This window comes from Staphylococcus hominis subsp. hominis (genome assembly GCF_002901845.1).
GTDB lineage: Bacteria > Bacillota > Bacilli > Staphylococcales > Staphylococcaceae > Staphylococcus > Staphylococcus hominis.
Window position 1 is genome coordinate 726,579 of sequence record NZ_PPQE01000025.1, and the last position, 18,480, is coordinate 745,058.

Here is an 18,480-nt window from a genome sequence, read left to right on the forward strand (position 1 = left end):
TTGATTTTAAATGTTGTGAATTGATTAAGTTCACTATCTACAGAAATGTAACCTCCATATTGACTCACAATCTTTTCAGCAATTGAAAGCCCTAAACCATTACCACCTTGGCTTCTTGCTCTAGATTTATCTACTCTATAGAAACGATCGAAAATAAATTCTTGATCTTCTTTTGGTATGCCTAAGCCGTGATCGGTAATTTCAATACTTATTTGTTTATTACGCAATTGTGTTTTAATACATATATGCTTTCTCTCTTTATCATATTTCATAGCATTGTCTATAAAAATTAAGATTAATTGTTCAAATTGATGACGATTAATTTGCAAAACTAAAGGTTTTTGTTCTAATTCAATCTCAAATAAATAATCTGGATGCAGTTGTTGAAGTGCCTTAATTCGTGATTGAATTTCTTCATTGATATCAACGTCCTCTTTTTCTAAGGATTGCATATTTACTTTATCTTTGGTTAATAATAATAATTCTTCTACTAGCTTTGTAATTCGATTCATTTCTTCTAATGAAATATTTAAAGATTCTTCTAAAATGTCAGGATCTTTCTTACCCCATCGTTTAATTAAATTTAAATGGCCTTGAATGATTTGAAGTGGTGTTCTTAACTCATGAGAAGCATCTTCAACAAATTGTCTTTGTTGATTAAAAGAGGCTTCAATTTGATACATCATTTCGTTGAAAGTTTCTATTAAATTATCTGTTTCTTTATAACTTGTATCAAGTTCTAATTTATTTTGAAAACCATCGCGTCGTATTTGATTCATTTTATTAGACATTGTTACTAGCGGTTTTGTAATGTTTTTAGAAATGAAATAGCTAATACATGCAGTAATCACTGTAGCGAGTAGACCAAAAACAACAGCAATAATATAAAGTGATTTTACTAAGTTGTTATAATGCTCAAGAGAATGAATAAGTACGCTATAACCTTTAAAGTTTGGACTATGAAGTGGTTCAGTAATAACTAAATATTCTTTTCCATTATTTCGCATTACCTGAATTCGATCGGTCTTTTGTAAATTGTTGTTAGGTATAAACTGAATTGTACTTTCATTAGATGATTTCATTATTCTTTGACCTATATGATCGTAAATAATGACTTCTTCATAATTTTCTAATGAAGCACTTAAATCTAATATCGATATATTATTAATCGGACGCGTTTGAATTAAATTGACAATATCACTTAAACTATGTTCTGCTTCATCCACTTCTCCTTCTCTTAAAGTATCTTTTAAGAAAAATATAATAATAAGACAAAATAAAATAATTGTCGTAAACATAATCAATGTAGTGATTGTCATCCATTTATATTGTAATGTATGATTTTTCATTATCGAATCACATATCCTACACCACGAACAGTTTCAATGACTTTCTCTTTATTAAAAGGTTTCAATTTATTTCTTAAATATCTGATGTATACATCAACCACATTCGTTTCTACTTCACTATTGTATCCCCATACATGATTTAAAATTTGTTCACGTTGTAATACGTGATTGCGATTCGTTGCTAATAGATACAATAAATCATATTCAGTTTTAGTAAAATCTAATTGCTTGCCATCAACAGTTACTTTAAATGCATCAATATCTATTCTGATACCATTGATATCGATAATATCTTTATGAGGCTGACGACGTAATACAGCGCGAATTCTTGCAAAAAGTTCCTCAATTTCAAAGGGCTTTACTATATAGTCATCTGCACCATAATCTAATCCAGTCACTTTATCGTAAGTATCACTTTTAGCAGTGATGATAATAATTGGTGTTGATTGCACTTGGCGTACACGTCGACAAATTTCTAGTCCATTTATATTTGGTAACATTAAATCTAAAATAATTAAATCAAAATCGTTATTTAATGCTTTTTCTAAACCAGGTTCCCCATCATATTCGATGTCTACTTTATAACCATCATGTGTTAATTCTAATTCAAGAAATCTGGCTAAATTTTGTTCATCTTCTACGATTAAAATATTAGTCATTTTTTCAGACACCTCTTTTTTAATAAACGTATGACTTCTCGTAATATAACCAATATTTTATCATAAAAATTATTTGTTACTAGAATGAATAAAATAAAAAGTAAAATTTTAATTGACAATCATTATCAATAAGTTATAATATTAATTGAAAATGATTATCAATTAATTCTAAGTTTCCCCTATAATTCAAAATACTTAGAATTATAATCATTTTCAAGCCATTCCCCCCTTAATTTATGTGTCCGTAAATATTAATAAACGTTCGTTTTAAAACGATACGTAAATAATAAATAAGTGCGCCAAATAAGGCGCACTTATTTATTGTTTATAAGATTGTAGGCTCATGTAATCCTTTTAATACTAAAGTTGAAAGAACGATACAGAAAGCACCTCCGATGATTCCTGCAATAATATCAGTTGGATAATGTACGCCTAAATAAACTCTTGAAATAGAAATGAGTAAAATAAGTGCCGCACATAGTCCGATAATAACACCTTTTGTACTTCCTGATGCTCTACGTTGGGCAATATACATTGCACTTCCAAAAAATGAAGTCGAACCCATTGCATGTCCACTAGGAAAACTAAATCCAGAAATATCAATTAAACGTAGTAATGTTGGACGTTCGCGATCAAAAATATTTTTTAGTAAAGGATTTAATATACCTGATAGTGACATAGTGATAACAAAAAATAAAGCTTCAATTTTGTAACGTTTAAGCATTAAATAAGCAACAAGCATTAATGACAAACAAACCATTGCCCATACTTCCCCAATTTTTGTTGCACCTAATAAAATAGATGTAGTAATAAAACTCTCCGATGCATAAATAAATTCATATACTTCATTATCAATCCATTTGCCTAAACGTGATTCATGGAAAAATGCAATGATGCCAAAGATTAATGTAAAAACAATGAGCAATGTAATGCGTTTCGTTCTATTCATCAATTGGTCCTCCTATATTAAAGCGCATCGTTCAAGATTTTATTAAATAAGTCTTCTTTAGTATAACTTTCTTTATAAGATTCCATTTGATGAATAATATCATTACGGTGAGACTCAATTTGTTTTAGTTGTTCGAGTAATTTGAATTGTGTAAGTTGATCTTCTGGAATCATTTTTCCATATCCTTTGGATTCAAAATATTTAGCATTGTCAATTTGATCTCCTCTAGATTGATCAAGTCCTAGTGGTATTAGCAACATTGGGATTCTTAAAGTCAAGAATTCATAGATAGCATTAGAACCTGCACGACTTACGACTGTGTCTGTAATCGATAATAAATGCGTTAATTCTTCTTTAACAAATTCATATTGGATATATCCTTTTTGTTTATAAGACTCATCTACTAATCCATGCCCCGTCAAATGAATGATTTGATAATCATGTAGTAAAGCTTCAAGATTCTCTCTAATAATATCATTTAATTTTTTACTACCTAGGCTACCACCCATAACAAGTAATACTTTTTTATCTGAATCAAACCCTGTTATTTCATAACCTTTTTGTTGATTACCTTCTTTTAAATCTTCTCTAATTGTTGCTCCTACAAAATCAGCTTTATCTTTAGGTAGATATTTAAGCGTATCTTCAAATGTTGTATATATTTTTTTTGAAAATTTTAAAGATATTTTATTTGCTAAACCAGGAGTTAAATCTGATTCATGAATAATGGTAGGAATATTCAATGAACGTGCTGCTATAACAACAGGAACAGAAACAAATCCTCCTTTAGAAAATAATAAGTCAGGCTTTTCTTTTTTTAGAACGCGACGGGCATCTAAGATACCTTTTAATACTTTAAAAACATCTTTTGCATTTTCAAAAGATAAATAACGACGTAGTTTACCACTTGAAATTGGGTAATATTTAATATTCGAAATTTGTGATTCAATCATTTCTCGTTCAATTCCGTTTTTAGAGCCAATATAAAAAACTTGATGTCCTTTTTCTAATGCAGTTGGAATTAAACTTAAGTTCACAGACACATGGCCTACTGTGCCGCCTCCGGTAAACGCAATTTTAGACATGATTATTAACCTCTATTCTTATATGTTTTTATAATATGCATAGAATGGTGCGCCTCTATTGAATGGATGATAGTCAATTTCTGTTTCTCCTACTTTTTGGAAACCAAATTTCTCGAATAAACCTTGAGCAGGTTTATTTAATGCAAAAGTATCTGTCAGAATCACATGGATATGATGTTCTTCTGCTAATTTAACTGCAAAATCAAATAATTGAGTTGCTGCACCTTTATAATCTTTAGAACCAACTAATCTATGAATAACATAAGCGTTATTTCTATCAATTGGCCATTCTAAATTATCATACCACTCTGATTGTTGTTGGTCGACAACAATAAATCCATAAATAGTGTTATTTTCTTCTAAAACATACAACGTCTTAGTATCAATATCTGCCTTAAAATGTTCAGGAGTTGGGTACTTATCGTCCCACTGATTATTCCCAAATGATTTCATTAAATCTTTTGCTTCTGACACTAATATTTCGATTTGATTAATATCTTCATGTTTACCTAGTCTAATCATATAATAGATATTCCTTTCTATTTTATTAATTTTAATAATTTATCTAAGACCGTGTCTTCATTATTTGATTTTTCAACTAATAATTGAGTGAATTTTTCATTTGTTTTGGTATCAAATTTTCCCGTTTCAGATAGTTGATTATTTGATTGGAATAGTTTAATAGTATTAGCTAATTGATTATCAAATTGGTTTGATTCATCTCCGTTATAATAACCTAAAGCATCTAAACCAATTTTTATTGATTTAACATTTTTATTATTATCGCCAACAGAATATGTTTTATCAGACGGAATAACACTTAATGATTGATACTTAGGAGAATCAATTGTAACATCTGGTCTAATACCTTTTCCATGAATATAATGATCATCAGGTGTTAACCATTTCATTTGTGTATATTTTAATAATGAGCCATCTTTAAGTTCTCGTGTGGTTTGAACGATTCCTTTACCAAATGTTTTTGAGCCATACACTTTAGCTTTATGATGATCTTTCATTGCTCCTGTAAAGACCTCTGACGCACTTGCGGAACCTTCATTTACTAAAATACTCACTTTCATATCTTTAACATCTTTTAAAGCATCATTAGAAGTTTTAATTGCTTCTTTATCATTGCCTTTTTCAAGTTGAACAACAGTCTGACCTTTATCAATAAAAATATTAGCCATTTTAACTGCCTCATCTAATAATCCACCTGGATTATTACGCAAGTCTAAGATGATATTTCGAACACCAGCATTATGAGCTTTTATAATTGCAGATTTTAATTCACCCGCAGTATTCTGTTGGAATTTAGTAATCGTAAATACACCTATGTTACCTTTTTTCTTATATTCCACACTTTTAACATGAATTTTACCACGTTTAATGTTAATATCTTTTTCTTCAGAACCGCGTTTAATAGTTAACTTAACATTTGAGCCTTCTTTACCTCTTACCACTTTAACAACTTGATCTAAAGGTTTACCTACCACTGACTTGCCATTAACTTTTGTGACAATATCTTTAGGTTGAAGGCCAGCTTTTTCAGCAGGAGAATCTTTCATGGGACTGGTAATCATAATATCTTTATTTTTCTTTTGCATTTCTGCACCAATACCTACAAAATCTCCAGATACATCTTCATTAAAGCTCTTTGTTTCAGACTTTGTCATGTATTCAGAATATGGATCTTTTAATTCTTTTACCATACCATTAATCGCAGCTTCAGAAAGTTTACTTGAGTTTTGTTTTTTGTAATAATCTGTATCTAACGTTTTATATGCAAATTCTATTTTTTTCATTTCTTGACGTTCTTCTTTAGTTAAACCACTTAATTTATGATTGATTCCTATCGTCGCAAATACAGCTATAATCGTTGTAATGATAATAACACTTAATAAAATTAAGATAAACTGCCATATTGTCAAATGCATCTTTTTTTTAGTAGATGCATATCTTTTTTCATCTGATTGTCCGTCATGGTGCTCCTCAGAATGATTATTCATAAAATCACTTCCTCTAATTACATCTTGTCTCTTATCATTTTTTATAAAGACATACCTAGTATGTCTTTATTTTTGAGCAAACGCAAATTATAAGAAATTGTATTTCTTAATTAGATAAAAATAAAAAGAGTGGCATATAAATCTAAAATTAAGATTTATATGCCACTCCATATCATATTTAGACATAAAACGAATTTAAATTAGAATTTTAACCATTCTGTATATTCTTCATATAAATCATCAAATACGGACATAGGTAACGTAATGTCACTTTGCATTTCGATATAGTCTGATAATATGTTGAAGTCACTTTCATGTTTTGGAAACGATAAGTCATTGAAAATGTCTTCGGCTAATTCACCTTTATCATCTTTACGTCCTCTAACCGTTAAGGCAAATTGATAAAATGAATGATCTTTCATTAGCTCATTGTCACATCGACAACTTTAGTTTCACCTTTAATAACAGCTTTAACATCATCGAGTGAAATAGATTCTGTTTGATCAGAATTTGTAATAATAATAGGTGAAATAACTGATTTGGCATTATTTCTAATAAATTCTAAATCGAATTTGAGTAGAGGGTCGCCTACTTGTACTGTATCACCACTGCTAACAAGTACATTAAATCCTTCACCGTCTAACTGCACCGTATCTAAACCAATGTGTACTAAAATTTCAAGACCATTTTTAGTTTTTAAACCAATTGCATGTTTTGTTGGAAAAACATTATCAACTTTTCCAGCAACTGGGGAAACTACTTCACCTTCAGTAGGATTAATACCGAAACCTTCACCCATCATTTTTTGGGCAAATACAGGATCTGGTATATCTTCAATTTTGACATATTCGCCTGTTAATGGTGCATATAGTTGAGTTTCTTTATTGACTTCTTTATCTTTACCAAATAATTTTTTAAACATTATTCATCGCTCCTATTTATTAAAATGTGGAATCAAATCGCCATATCCTAATTCTTCTAATTTTTCGTATGGAATAAATTGAATAGCTGCAGAATTAATACAATAACGCAATCCGCCACTTTCTTTTGGGCCATCATTGAATACGTGACCTAAATGACTGTTAGCATTTTCTGATCTAACTTCAGTTCGAATCATACCAAATGATTTATCTACGAGTTCAACAATTTCATCATCATCTAATGCTTTTGAGAAACTCGGCCAACCACAATCAGATTCAAATTTCTCTTCAGAAGTAAATAAAGGCTTACCAGAAATTTTATCTACGTATATTCCTTTATCAAAATGATTCCAATATTCATTTTGAAAAGGAGGTTCTGTACCATTTTCTTGAGTAACAAGATACTCCATATCATTTAATTCGCTTTTATCTTTTTTAATCATTTTGAGACCCCCAATGTGATTCTATAAATGCTTTTCTACCAGAACCGCGTTGATATTGCTCATAATGCATAGGATTTTTTTTATAATAGTCTTGATGGTAATCTTCTGCTGGATAAAAGTTTTTGTAAGGAAGAACTGGTGTGATGATTGGTTTTTTAAAAATACCTTCTTCATTTAGTTGTTGGATTTTTAATTCGGCAGCCTTTTTTTGTTGTTCATCGTGATAAAATATTGCTGGTTCATAGCTTTCGCCTCTATCAAAAAATTGCCCTTTATTATCTGTCGGGTCAAATATTTTAAAGTAAACATCTAAAATATTTTCAAATGACGTAATATCTGGATTATAAGTAATTTGAACTGCTTCTCTATGACCCGTTTGATTTGAACATACTTGTTCATACGTTGGATTTTCTATATCTCCGCCGCTATAACCTGATACGACATCTTCAATACCTGGGTAAGATGTAAAGGGTTTAACCATACACCAGAAACATCCTCCTGCTAATGTTGCATATGCCATTATATTACCTCCTCTATCTTTCTTTAAATTTACGATATAATGATATTAAATTAAAGTAATTAACTCAGAAATCAATAACTTAAGTGACCTATTATTTATCTATTATCCTCTAACTACGACAAGACCGATAGCGCCTTGACCAGTGTGTGTAGAAATGACTGGTGTCGTTACATTAACATCATAGCTTTGTTGTCCAAATGCTTCATTAAATTGATTTTTTACTTTTTCAACAAATTCAATCGTATTTGCATGTGCAATACCAATCGATTGAATAGTATGATTTTCAATAAATTTAGCAATTTCTTTTTTTAGATATTGAATACTAGAATTTTGAGTACGAGAATTATGTACGATTTCTAAATATCCCTCTCTAAGTGTTCCTATCGGTTTTATTTTCATTATATTTCCGATTAAACCTTTTGTTTTACTGATGCGTCCACCTTTAATTAATTGATTGAGTTGGCCAATAACAACAAATAGTTTAATATTTTTCTGCAAGTCTGAAATATGTTTAATAATTTCTATACTTGAAAGATTAGTATTTACAAGTTCTACTAAACGTTGAATTTGGTATGCTAATCCAAATGAAATTGATTTTGAATCAATCACATTTACTTTTGCTTCAACCATATTGCTCGCTTGTAAAGCAGTCTGATATGTTCCACTTAATCCTGAAGACATATGAATACTAAAGATTTCTACATCGTCATTGTCATTATCAAGTTGTTCATATAATTCAATAAATTTACCAATTGATGGCTGACTCGTTTTGACGTCAGCGTTTTCTTCAATACGTTTAATGTACTCCTCAGATGAGATATCTACTTGATCTACAAATGATTCTTTATCAATAGTTAAATTTAATGGAACGACATGTATGTTATGTTGATTTAAATATTCAGCTGATAAATCTGAGGTAGAGTCTGTAACGATTACTTGTTTAGTCATAATTTCTCCTCTTAGTTTATTTTATTTTCGTACTAAATGTAAAAAGGTATGTGGAATAGTATTTTTTTCATCAAGTTGACCCTCTTCAGAAGATGCAACCGTCCAATCTTCAAATGTGTAGGGAGGGAAAAATGTATCACCTTGATGTTTTCCGTCTACTACAGTGATATACATATCGTCAACTTTATCAATCATTACTTCAAATAATGTTTGGCCACCGAAAATAAAAACATGACCCTCTAAGTTGTAGATATCATCTATTGTGTGAATCACTTCAACGCCGTCAGGTTTAAAATTGTTATCACGAGTTAAAACTACATTTTTTCTATTTGGTAATGGTTTGCCAATAGATTCAAATGTTTTTCTACCCATTACAAGTGTATGGCCAGTTGAGAGTTGTTTTACATGTTTTAAATCATTTGGAATATGCCATGGTAGAGCATTTTTATAACCAATGACACGTTGTTGATCATGTGCCACTAAAATTGACAATGTCATTTATCATATCCCCTTTTAGTTTATTTTTAATTAAAGATAGATTACACAGCAATGGGCGCTTTAATTGCTGGATGAGATTGATAATCTACAAGTTCTAAATCTTCATAATTAATATCAAAGATTGATTGTTCAGAGTTTATTTTTAATGTAGGAGGTGCAAAACTTTCTCTAGAAAGTTGAGTCTTGATTGCCTCTATATGATTAGAATAAATATGTGCATCTCCAAAAGTATGAATGAATTCTCCAACTTCTAAATTACATTCTTTAGCAATTAAATGCGTAAGTAATGCATAACTTGCAATATTAAAAGGCACACCTAGGAAAATATCTGCACTACGTTGGTAAAGTTGACAACTTAATTTGCCATCTTGTACATAGAACTGAAACATTGTATGACATGGTGGTAATGCCATACTATCAATTTCAGTCGGATTCCATGCTGAAACAATGTGTCTTCTCGAATTAGGATTTGTCTTAATTTGTTGAATAACTGTTTTAAGCTGATCGAAATGATTACCATATTGATCTACCCAATCACGCCATTGTTTTCCATAGACATGTCCTAAATCACCATATTTTTTAGCAAAAGTATCATCATTTAACACTTTCTCTTTAAATTTTTTCATTTCCTGTTGGTACATTTTATTGAAATTTTCATCTTTTTGAGAACGATGTCCAAAATTTGTCATATCTGGACCATGATAATCTTCAGATTGAATATATTTTTCAAAAGCCCATTCATTCCAAATATTATTATTATATTTTAATAAATACTTAATATTAGTATCTCCTTTTATAAACCACAATAACTCAGTAGCAATAAGTTTGAAAGATACTTTTTTTGTAGTGAGTAAAGGGAATCCCTTCGTTAAATCGAAGCGGATTTGATGTCCAAATTTAGAAATGGTACCTGTATGTGTTCTATCATCACGTTGATTACCAATTTCTAAAATGTCATTACATAAATCGTGATAAGCCGAATCAAAAGGATTGAGCATATGTACATCTCTCCTAAATTTTATATTAATTATCATTATACTAGAAAATAGAAAGATATTGAATGAATTATATTATTGAGTATATATTATTTCAAAACATTTTTATATTTAAAAATCTCCAATAATAAATTATCTTAGTTTGATAATTTATTATTGGAGATGCATATTAAGATAGAGTAAATTAGTCTAATAATATTAACAATTTTCGTCGAAAGCATCTTTAATATCCATACAAATATCTTGAATATCTCTACCTTCAATATGTTCACGCGGAATAAAATGTTTTAATTCTGTACCTTTAAATAAAGCATACGAAGGGCTTGAAGGTACTTGTTGGATATAATCGCGCATTGTTTGCGTTGCTTCTTTATCTTGTCCAGCAAACACTGTGACTTTATGTGTTGGCTTTTTATCATTTTGATCAGCAACTGCTACAGCGGCAGGTCTCGCTAGACCAGCAGCACAACCACATGTAGAATTAATAACAACAAATGTTGTTTCGTCATCTTTAACATTGTTCATATAGTTTGATACATCTTCACTTGATTCTAAACTTGTAAAACCATTATCAGTTAATTCAGAACGCATTTGTTGTGCTAGTTCATGCATATATTGTTCATACGGATTCATATAAAAAACTCCTTTAATGTTTATTACGATTAGCAATTTGTTTCCATACGGAACCTAATGCTTCATCGCCATTTTCAATTCTAGAAATTGCCATTTCCACTTGAAGTTTTACTTCGTAAGCATTGTCGTTCGCATGCGCTCTTAGAGATGCGAGTTGCGCTTTGCCACCTTCTTCAAATAAAAACATTGCAGCTCTCCAACGAACAATTTTTTGTGGATCATCAAGTGCTTTTTCCATTTCTGGCAAAGCTTCTTTATAACCTAAATCACTGATACAGTCTCCAGCTGTACGTCGAATAGCAGGATGCTTATCATTTAATCCTTTATACAAATATGGCAATATTTCTTTACTTTCAATCATACCAAATAAAACAATCGCTTGACGTCTTAATGGTAACTTATTTTCATTTAAGGCTTGCTCTAAGAGTGGAATATCCTCAAGTGTTGGTGTTGGAAATTCTGTTAACATTCTGAGACGTACTTTCCAGTCTGATTCATTCAAGTACTCCTCGTATGAAACATGTTGATAAAAATGAGATGTACTTTTCGTTTGCTTAGATAAAGCTTGAACGACTAATTGTTCCAATCGACTTTTTGGATACAATGCAATGATTTCTTCATAAACTTCTTCCATAACTAAAGAAAGTTCTCCATAACGTAAACCAACCTCTTTCCATTTTCTAAGAAAAATAACATTATCATCATCTTCTTGTGCTTTAAGCATACTATTGATAAAGATATCAGGTAGTTGTTTACGTATTTCTTCATGAGCATTTGTTAATTTAATTTGATATGGGATATTTTTAAAAGTGAGTATCTCTGCTTTCACTTCTCCATAGTGTTCATCAAACTGAGATGATTGACTAATCGTTTCCTCTTTTTGAAGTGACGCAGTAATTTGAGGTAATACCTCTTCCCAATTTGCTTTCGGATACTTATCAATAGCTAAAAAGTCAATTACATGAAATATAGATTTAACATCTTTAATTTGTAATAAGTCATTAATAAAATCAGGTTGAGATGTTTTGACTTCTGTATATGTGTTCGACTGATTATCAGCACGCTTTTCACTTAAAACGATTTTCATTGTATTTGGGCTTGGTGTTGGTTCAATTTTTAATATTTCCACTACTGTTCCTCCTAAAATTAAAATGTGTCTTCAATTTTAGGTACAAGATCATCCCAATTGGCATATTCCTCTTTATCTACTGAAATAAAATCCATGACATAAAAAACTGACTTTACTCCTTCGATATCAAATAATCGATTAATAAAATCAGGTTGCCCATCTTGAGCAGATGTATACGTATTTGATTGATTATCTTTACGTTTTTCACTTAAATTAATTTTAATCGTATTATAATTTGGTGTGTCTTCAATTGACTTTATATGCATAAAATTCCCTCCTATTGAAGTTCATTGCCTAATTGCTTAATTTGCTTACCTATTGAACATTCAGAAATACAAAAATGATGTGCTTGTGTTTTTCCTTCTGTTTTTCTAATGTGTGTTTTCAGTAAACATTTATCACAATAAGTATTCATTAATTCATCAATTTTTTCTATTGCATTTTGTTCGGAATGTGTAAGTATAACTTTCACTCCTTATACTTAATTTTATAAATATGGAGTTATTATAACTTATATGATGATCATTTTAAAATAATCGATTTTATTTTTTAATATTTATAATATGAATTGATTAATGAGTATTGAATTTGAATTACTTTTACTATAAAATATTAAAGTTGCTTAGCGGTTTCTAAACACCCGCATTATCAAAATTTAGGAGGATAAATGATGTATAATGAATTTTTTGGCATTGCTACTTTTTTTGTAACATTTATTGTAATGGTTTTAATGTATCGTTGTTTTGGTAAACAAGGTCTTATCGCTTGGGTAGCTATCGGTACAATTATTGCTAATATCCAAGTCATCAAAACGGTTGATATTTTTGGTATCTCAGCAACTCTAGGTAATGTAATGTTTGCCTCTATCTACCTAGCTACAGATATTTTAAATGATATTTATGGACGAAAAGTTGCTAAACGTGCTGTATGGTTAGGCTTCTCATCAACTCTTGTTATGATAATTGTAATGCAAATGTCATTACATTTTATACCCGCACCAGAAGATATATCTCAAAAAGCATTATCTACGATTTTTGATTTAGTGCCGAGAATTGCTTTAGGTTCAATTATTGCTTATATTATAGGGCAACATGTAGATGTGTTCATCTTTTCAATGATAAAAAAAGTTTTCCAATCAGATAAAACATTTATTATTAGAGCTTATGGAAGTACGGTATTAAGTTCAATTATTGATACTGCATTATTTGTAACTATCGCATTTATCGGTACATTGCCTGCAAGTGTTGTATTTGAAATCTTTATTACTACGTATGTTTTAAAATTAGTCTCAACGATTTTCAATGTTCCATTTGGTTATATTGCGAAGTCATTCTATCGAAATGGAAAAATTCAAAAATTAGACGAAGGTTATTAAAACAATCATACATGCATATTGTTTAGGTTTACTAAGCAATATGCTATTTTTAAATAGACAAATAGTGTTTAATTAATGCTTAAACTAGAGGTGTTTTTAATGGCTAAAATATTTTTTGATGCTGCGACGAGTGGCAATCCGGGACGTAGTACGTGTGGGATAGTAATTAAAGAAAATGATATTAAATATACTTATACACATGATTTAGGAGAATTGGACAACCATAGTGCTGAATGGTCTGCATTCATTCATGCATTAGAGCATGCTCGTGAATTAAATGTTTCAAATGCTTTATTGCATACAGATTCTAAATTGATAGAAGATAGCGTGAATCAAGGTTATGTAAAAAATGCGCGTTTCAAACCATTTTTTGAAAATATGGAGATTTTAGAAGCAAGTTTTGATTTGCTATTTGTAAAATGGGTTCCAAGAGATAAAAATAAAGAAGCAAATCAATTAGCACAACAAGCTCTATACAAATTAATTAAGAATAAACAATAATAATGTAAAAAAGAAGATAAAAGAATTTATGTTGAATTCTTTTATCTTCTTTTTTTATCTGTTTTACATTAAAATTTTTGAAGCAAGATATTTACCAGAGACATAAAGTTCGTGTTCATTACAAATTGAAAGAATATGATTCAATGAATGTGTATACTTCATTTCTTCATATAATGCAGTTGTATCAATAGGCACATCTGTATAGATTTTCGCTAATTGTTTGGATAGAATCAAATTTTCTTTATCAATTGCAATTTTTTTCTGTTGATTAGGTGTAAGTGATTCGATATTGTCTAGTACGTTTTCAACGCTACCATAAGATTGTATTAATTTAATGGCGGTTTTTTCTCCAATACCTTTAACACCAGGATACCCATCTGCTGAATCTCCCATAAATGCTTTAATATCAATAAGTTGAAGTGGATGTAATGCATACTCTTCATTAAAACGATTAAGAGTATAATGATGATAAATATTAAAACCTCTTCTGATTAACCAGACTTCTACTTGTTCATTGATACATTGTAAAATATCTCTATCTCCAGTTACAATATGTACTTCATTATCTTTTGAATATATTTTAGCGAGTGTTCCTATGACATCGTCTGCCTCATAATTTGCAACACCGATATTCACAAAACCAAATTGTTCTGAAATGTCTTTTACGTAATCGAATTGAGGTATCAATTCATCTGGTGGTGCAGGTCTATTTTGTTTATAAGAAGTATACATATCATTTCTAAAGGTCGCTTGCCCCATATCCCAACATATCGCGACATGACTTGGTTTAATATCCTTAATTGCCGTAAAAATATGTCTAACAAAACCCTGAATCCCATTGGTTGGAATGCCTTTAGAATTATACATAAATTGTTTGTGTAGACTTGTAGCATAAAAATGTCTAAATAAGAGCGCCATTCCATCTACAAGTAAGACACGTTGAGTCATATATTAATCCTTCTTTCTAATTTAAAAGTGGGTCCAATTGTTGATTTACTGTTTCTAATTGTTTAATGAGTGAATCATCGATACGTTTAGATAATAAGTCATTGATTTGTTCTAAAACATTATTATTTAACTGATTAAGTTCGATGTTCGCGTCGTGAGTTAAGTTAGAAACATAATAATCTAATTGTTGTTTTAATGCGTTTAGTGATGGTTGTAGTAGTTCTAGTGTATTTGAACAAATCATTTCTTGTAGTTCTCTTTGCGCATTTGCATTTAAAATTTTACGTTTAGACAACTGTTTAGGTAAAACTGAAAGCATCTCTTCTAAACTAATACGTAATAGTGCATCATCAGTAAACGGCGCTGTTATTTTAAAATGAGGTTGGATAAGTACATGAACTGAGTTTAATTTTTGAATTGTTGGTGCTACTTGTTGATCTAATTGAGAAGTAAAGTATGTTTTTATTCTTTCGACTAATAAAGTTTGTTCTAAATATAATCGTTGATGAACTTGATCTAAGTACATTTTCGTAGCATGTTTCTTTTCATCATTAAAATCATTATTTTGTGTCATTTGACTATTATATACTTTTTTAACCTCATCTAATAATTGAAGCTGTAATCGTTTATTTAAATGATAGATTTGTTCTTCAACCTCATTTTTAGTATGTTGCTCACTTGTATGAATCATTTGGTTAGTTAATGGTGTTTTATCTTTATAAGTTTCAAGTTGTTGTTGTCGTTCTAACATACGTGTTTGATTTGTTTTAAATTCATAGATGATTTGATTAAAGTTATCGCGCATTTGCTCGATTTGATGAACCATTTGCTTCTCTAAAATCGTTTTCGATTCAGTTTCGACAAAATGATTAATACTTTCTTTTAATTTAAGAATGCCTTCATCTTTAGTCTCCAATGCACGTTTACTTGATACACCGAATAATTCAGATGGCAGATTCACTTGAGATAGAGCATCTTTTACATACTGCTCCACTGCTATTAAATCTTCATTAGTTTCAGCTAAATCTACCGCATTAATAATCATTTTAAATGTCTGTGCTTCATTTAATTGGTTAATATCTTTCATATGTTCAATAAATGCTTTGTCATTATCAGTAAATGAGTGATTAAAATAGCTCACATATAAAATTAGGTCTGAAGAAGTTAAGATTTGTTCAGTTTCATTTGTATGTCGTTGATTATTAGAATGTAACCCTAATGAATCAACGATAATTTTGTCTTTTAACCAATCCAGTGGAAGGTGTATATGAACGGTTTTAACAAATGTAGCGTATTCGTCTTCTGCACTCCATTGCTTAATTTCATGTTGTGAAATAGTATGTGTTATACCTTCTTTTAGCATATCTTGGTACATTGAAAAGTGCTTCTCTACTGATGTTATAAAAGCCAATTGATTTTTTTCTAATTGTTGTTTTAAAGACTCAATGTTACTATTCATAAATTCTTCTAAAGAGTTAAAAGAAACGTTTTGATATTCAAGCAATTGATTTAATTCATTTAACAATTGCGTATTTGTTTTCAAAGTAATTTGACTATCATGACCATATGAGATTTCAGTTGTAGCTGCCGTTGTTGGATTAGGTGAGCTTACAAGATAATGATCTCCAAGTAAACCATTAATCAAGCTACTTTTTCCTGCACTAAATGTACCGAAGACACCTATTTTTACAATTTTATTATCTATACGTTGCAATGTTTCTTTGATGTCTTGCTTTGTTTTATTGAATAAAGGAACAGGCTCAATGATAGCCAGTGCTTTCTGAATATCAAAGTGATGAGTTCTCGTAGCCTTAGTTGATGTAATATCTTCGTCTAAATCATTTGTTGAAGATATGGTTGATTGATTAAGTTCATAATGTATTTCTGTTCGATCAATTAATTTATCGAGTGAGTCATTCATATGAATATAATAATGTTTATAATTTTCAGTTGTTAATGACTGTTTTAAATTCTTGAACTCAAGATACTGTTCATATAAATGTGCATCATTATTATCTATGTTAGATAATTCCGTTGCTTCAGTATGTTCAATAATATCTTTAAATAATGAATCTGATTGTTTTTCGACAACGCGTGCAATTGCTTTTACAACGTCATCACTAAATGTGAGCACATAGGTATTATTAATGCTTGTTTGTACTTGATATAAATTAGAAATTAAAGTAGGTTCAATTTGATAATGTTGATTTAAAATTCGTTGATTCACTTCAGAATGATGGATAAAGCGAGTTATAAAAGATAAATCTTCACGCATGGGTTGACGAATGTGTCGATTCACTTTTTCTTGTAAACGGTCTACAACATTTTGTAAACGTTTTGCTCTCTCTTCTTCTGTTTTCTTTTTTTTATTTAGAAGACCACCCACTTTGAAGTCTAAAGCCATGCTTTCAAGATAATAACGAATATCTTCTCGCATATCATGAGTCATAATATAAGCATTATCTAATATATTTTTCCGTTTTTCTTTTAAGTACATTAATAATTGAGAAGAATGATTTAATAATTGTGCTTCTTCACTTATAGCTTGATTCTGTTGAAATTGTTTATAGGATTCTTCAAATTCGGATTCATTGATATTTAAGTCGTCAAGTATATTTTGCATATGCTCTTGAATATATGAAAGCTGAGTACGATGTATAAATTCAATGATACGTGTTACAAAATCTTCAATAGGTTCACGTAGTTTATCTTTTTCTTCTAAAAACTCTGAGAATAAATGAAGTTGATTGTTTGGATGATCAAATTTACTAACATAAAATAGTTGATCGACTTTAATATCCCAATCTTGTATAGATTGTTCTACTTTTTGTTTAAATGTATCAAAAGAAATTTCATTCTCATTATGCTTATCAATTTGATTGATAACAAAAATAATAGGTATGCCTACTTGATTCATGCGTTTCATAAATTGGAAATTGAGTGCAGACTGAACATGATTATAATCAACTGTATACACAATCATATTGCTTGTATATAAAAATTGTTCAGTAGTGGATTGGTGTGCAGAAACATTTGAATCTACTCCTGGAGTGTCTTGTAATGTAAAACCAAGATTAAACTTATTTGAAGGGAACTTTATTTCAATAGATTCCACATCCATATTTAATCGGTTCATTATTTTTACATCTTCATACGTTTTTAGCTTAACATAATTTTGATATTCTAAATTAGCAATAATCTCTTCTTCTTTTGAAACAGAAACTATAGCCGTATTACTCGTCGTTGGTACAGGTGAACTAGGCAATATATCTTGTTCTAATAATAAATTGATTAATGTTGATTTACCAGCTGAAAAATGTCCAACAAATGATAAAGTATATTGATTTAAATATACTTTTTTAATCACTTGATTTATTGTATGTACTAATGCTTCGTTATTCGATTTTTCTATTTCTTTTTTTAGTTTGTATAATACATCTAATTGTTCATTATTTTGCATAATGCTATCCCCTTTATTTCGCTCACTCTAAAATATAAAAAAATTAAGGTTATAAAACT

General features: G+C 29.8%; 20 protein-coding genes and 1 pseudogene. 2 read left to right on the plus strand and 19 right to left on the minus strand.

What is annotated here, in order from left to right; all coding sequences use genetic code 11:
- The 17 genes and pseudogenes from CD034_RS05080 to CD034_RS05160 all read right to left on the minus strand — a co-directional run.
- A partial coding sequence (locus CD034_RS05080) for a HAMP domain-containing sensor histidine kinase (protein WP_103288230.1) occupies positions 1-1,349 on the minus strand: 1,349 nt, incomplete at its 3' end.
- The gene (locus CD034_RS05085) at positions 1,349-2,008 is read right to left on the minus strand and encodes a response regulator transcription factor (RefSeq protein WP_002449906.1); all 660 of its coding nucleotides are present in this window, start codon (positions 2,006-2,008) and stop codon (positions 1,349-1,351) included. The genes CD034_RS05080 and CD034_RS05085, both read right to left, overlap by 1 nt.
- A 325-nt stretch (positions 2,009-2,333) precedes the next feature.
- The gene (locus CD034_RS05090; RefSeq protein ID WP_002455341.1) at positions 2,334-2,957 is read right to left on the minus strand and encodes a phosphatase PAP2 family protein; all 624 of its coding nucleotides are present in this window, start codon (positions 2,955-2,957) and stop codon (positions 2,334-2,336) included.
- 17 nt (positions 2,958-2,974) lie between these two features.
- Positions 2,975-4,042 (minus strand): undecaprenyldiphospho-muramoylpentapeptide beta-N-acetylglucosaminyltransferase, encoded by a 1,068-nt coding sequence (murG, locus tag CD034_RS05095; protein WP_049430835.1) that lies wholly within the window; start codon positions 4,040-4,042, stop codon positions 2,975-2,977.
- Between the two features lie 18 nt (positions 4,043-4,060).
- Positions 4,061-4,564: a GNAT family N-acetyltransferase gene (locus tag CD034_RS05100; RefSeq protein ID WP_002449870.1), complete on the minus strand. Its 504-nt coding sequence runs from the start codon at positions 4,562-4,564 to the stop codon at positions 4,061-4,063.
- 17 nt (positions 4,565-4,581) lie between these two features.
- Positions 4,582-5,967: pseudogene (locus CD034_RS05105) on the minus strand (S41 family peptidase); the annotation flags it as partial.
- 284 nt (positions 5,968-6,251) lie between these two features.
- A complete protein-coding gene (locus CD034_RS05110) occupies positions 6,252-6,473 on the minus strand; it encodes a YozE family protein (RefSeq protein WP_002449915.1) in 222 nt (73 codons plus the stop codon).
- Positions 6,473-6,973 (minus strand): PTS sugar transporter subunit IIA, encoded by a 501-nt coding sequence (locus CD034_RS05115; protein WP_002449797.1) that lies wholly within the window; start codon positions 6,971-6,973, stop codon positions 6,473-6,475. The genes CD034_RS05110 and CD034_RS05115 overlap by 1 nt, the downstream gene beginning before the upstream one ends.
- Positions 6,974-6,985: 12 nt before the next feature.
- Entirely contained in the window at positions 6,986-7,414 is a 429-nt protein-coding gene (gene msrB / locus CD034_RS05120) for a peptide-methionine (R)-S-oxide reductase MsrB (protein ID WP_049430827.1), read from the minus strand.
- On the minus strand, positions 7,407-7,934 hold the full coding sequence (gene msrA / locus CD034_RS05125) for a peptide-methionine (S)-S-oxide reductase MsrA (RefSeq protein ID WP_002449733.1): 528 nt from the start codon (positions 7,932-7,934) through the stop codon (positions 7,407-7,409). The genes msrB and msrA overlap by 8 nt, the downstream gene beginning before the upstream one ends.
- Positions 7,935-8,036: 102 nt before the next feature.
- A complete protein-coding gene (gene fakB / locus CD034_RS05130) occupies positions 8,037-8,882 on the minus strand; it encodes a DegV family protein (protein ID WP_049430824.1) in 846 nt (281 codons plus the stop codon).
- Positions 8,883-8,903: 21 nt separating this feature from the next.
- Positions 8,904-9,380, minus strand: a complete 477-nt coding sequence (locus CD034_RS05135; protein WP_002449764.1) for a dihydrofolate reductase — start codon at positions 9,378-9,380, stop codon at positions 8,904-8,906.
- A gap of 41 nt (positions 9,381-9,421) precedes the next feature.
- Positions 9,422-10,378, minus strand: a complete 957-nt coding sequence (locus tag CD034_RS05140; protein WP_002455336.1) for a thymidylate synthase — start codon at positions 10,376-10,378, stop codon at positions 9,422-9,424.
- A 195-nt stretch (positions 10,379-10,573) separates the two neighbouring features.
- The gene (brxA, locus tag CD034_RS05145) at positions 10,574-11,008 is read right to left on the minus strand and encodes a bacilliredoxin BrxA (RefSeq protein WP_017176317.1); all 435 of its coding nucleotides are present in this window, start codon (positions 11,006-11,008) and stop codon (positions 10,574-10,576) included.
- Between the two features lie 13 nt (positions 11,009-11,021).
- Entirely contained in the window at positions 11,022-12,137 is a 1,116-nt protein-coding gene (locus CD034_RS05150) for a conserved virulence factor C family protein (RefSeq protein WP_002455334.1), read from the minus strand.
- A 17-nt stretch (positions 12,138-12,154) separates the two neighbouring features.
- On the minus strand, positions 12,155-12,403 hold the full coding sequence (locus tag CD034_RS05155) for a NifU N-terminal domain-containing protein (RefSeq protein WP_002449746.1): 249 nt from the start codon (positions 12,401-12,403) through the stop codon (positions 12,155-12,157).
- An 11-nt stretch (positions 12,404-12,414) separates the two neighbouring features.
- The gene (locus tag CD034_RS05160; protein ID WP_002449911.1) at positions 12,415-12,609 is read right to left on the minus strand and encodes a zinc-finger domain-containing protein; all 195 of its coding nucleotides are present in this window, start codon (positions 12,607-12,609) and stop codon (positions 12,415-12,417) included.
- A 198-nt stretch (positions 12,610-12,807) separates the two neighbouring features.
- Between CD034_RS05160 and CD034_RS05165 the strand changes: the two genes are divergently transcribed.
- Positions 12,808-13,512: a queuosine precursor transporter gene (locus CD034_RS05165; RefSeq protein WP_002455333.1), complete on the plus strand. Its 705-nt coding sequence runs from the start codon at positions 12,808-12,810 to the stop codon at positions 13,510-13,512.
- A gap of 99 nt (positions 13,513-13,611) precedes the next feature.
- Positions 13,612-14,013, plus strand: coding sequence for a ribonuclease HI family protein (locus CD034_RS05170; RefSeq protein ID WP_002449811.1), 402 nt, complete (start codon positions 13,612-13,614; stop codon positions 14,011-14,013).
- Between the two features lie 63 nt (positions 14,014-14,076).
- On the opposite strand, the gene CD034_RS05175 is transcribed toward CD034_RS05170, so the two are convergent.
- Entirely contained in the window at positions 14,077-14,961 is an 885-nt protein-coding gene (locus CD034_RS05175) for a 5'-3' exonuclease (protein ID WP_064207230.1), read from the minus strand.
- A gap of 16 nt (positions 14,962-14,977) precedes the next feature.
- Complete coding sequence (locus CD034_RS05180; protein ID WP_002449840.1) at positions 14,978-18,421, minus strand: dynamin family protein; 3,444 nt, start codon at positions 18,419-18,421, stop codon at positions 14,978-14,980.
- Positions 18,422-18,480 lie beyond the last annotated feature (59 nt).

What these genes read in the sequence shown, in the direction of transcription:
- CD034_RS05085 (WP_002449906.1), bottom strand. Translation starts at nt 2,008, where the DNA reads ATGACTAATATTTTAATCGTAGAAGATGAACAAAATTTAGCCAGATTT.
- CD034_RS05090 (WP_002455341.1), bottom strand. Translation starts at nt 2,957, where the DNA reads ATGAATAGAACGAAACGCATTACATTGCTCATTGTTTTTACATTAATC.
- murG (WP_049430835.1), bottom strand. Translation starts at nt 4,042, where the DNA reads ATGTCTAAAATTGCGTTTACCGGAGGCGGCACAGTAGGCCATGTGTCT.
- CD034_RS05100 (WP_002449870.1), bottom strand. Translation starts at nt 4,564, where the DNA reads ATGATTAGACTAGGTAAACATGAAGATATTAATCAAATCGAAATATTA.
- CD034_RS05110 (WP_002449915.1), bottom strand. Translation starts at nt 6,473, where the DNA reads ATGAAAGATCATTCATTTTATCAATTTGCCTTAACGGTTAGAGGACGT.
- CD034_RS05115 (WP_002449797.1), bottom strand. Translation starts at nt 6,973, where the DNA reads ATGTTTAAAAAATTATTTGGTAAAGATAAAGAAGTCAATAAAGAAACT.
- msrB (WP_049430827.1), bottom strand. Translation starts at nt 7,414, where the DNA reads ATGATTAAAAAAGATAAAAGCGAATTAAATGATATGGAGTATCTTGTT.
- msrA (WP_002449733.1), bottom strand. Translation starts at nt 7,934, where the DNA reads ATGGCATATGCAACATTAGCAGGAGGATGTTTCTGGTGTATGGTTAAA.
- fakB (WP_049430824.1), bottom strand. Translation starts at nt 8,882, where the DNA reads ATGACTAAACAAGTAATCGTTACAGACTCTACCTCAGATTTATCAGCT.
- CD034_RS05135 (WP_002449764.1), bottom strand. Translation starts at nt 9,380, where the DNA reads ATGACATTGTCAATTTTAGTGGCACATGATCAACAACGTGTCATTGGT.
- CD034_RS05140 (WP_002455336.1), bottom strand. Translation starts at nt 10,378, where the DNA reads ATGCTCAATCCTTTTGATTCGGCTTATCACGATTTATGTAATGACATT.
- brxA (WP_017176317.1), bottom strand. Translation starts at nt 11,008, where the DNA reads ATGAATCCGTATGAACAATATATGCATGAACTAGCACAACAAATGCGT.
- CD034_RS05155 (WP_002449746.1), bottom strand. Translation starts at nt 12,403, where the DNA reads ATGCATATAAAGTCAATTGAAGACACACCAAATTATAATACGATTAAA.
- CD034_RS05165 (WP_002455333.1), top strand. Translation starts at nt 12,808, where the DNA reads ATGTATAATGAATTTTTTGGCATTGCTACTTTTTTTGTAACATTTATT.
- CD034_RS05170 (WP_002449811.1), top strand. Translation starts at nt 13,612, where the DNA reads ATGGCTAAAATATTTTTTGATGCTGCGACGAGTGGCAATCCGGGACGT.
- CD034_RS05175 (WP_064207230.1), bottom strand. Translation starts at nt 14,961, where the DNA reads ATGACTCAACGTGTCTTACTTGTAGATGGAATGGCGCTCTTATTTAGA.
- CD034_RS05180 (WP_002449840.1), bottom strand. Translation starts at nt 18,421, where the DNA reads ATGCAAAATAATGAACAATTAGATGTATTATACAAACTAAAAAAAGAA.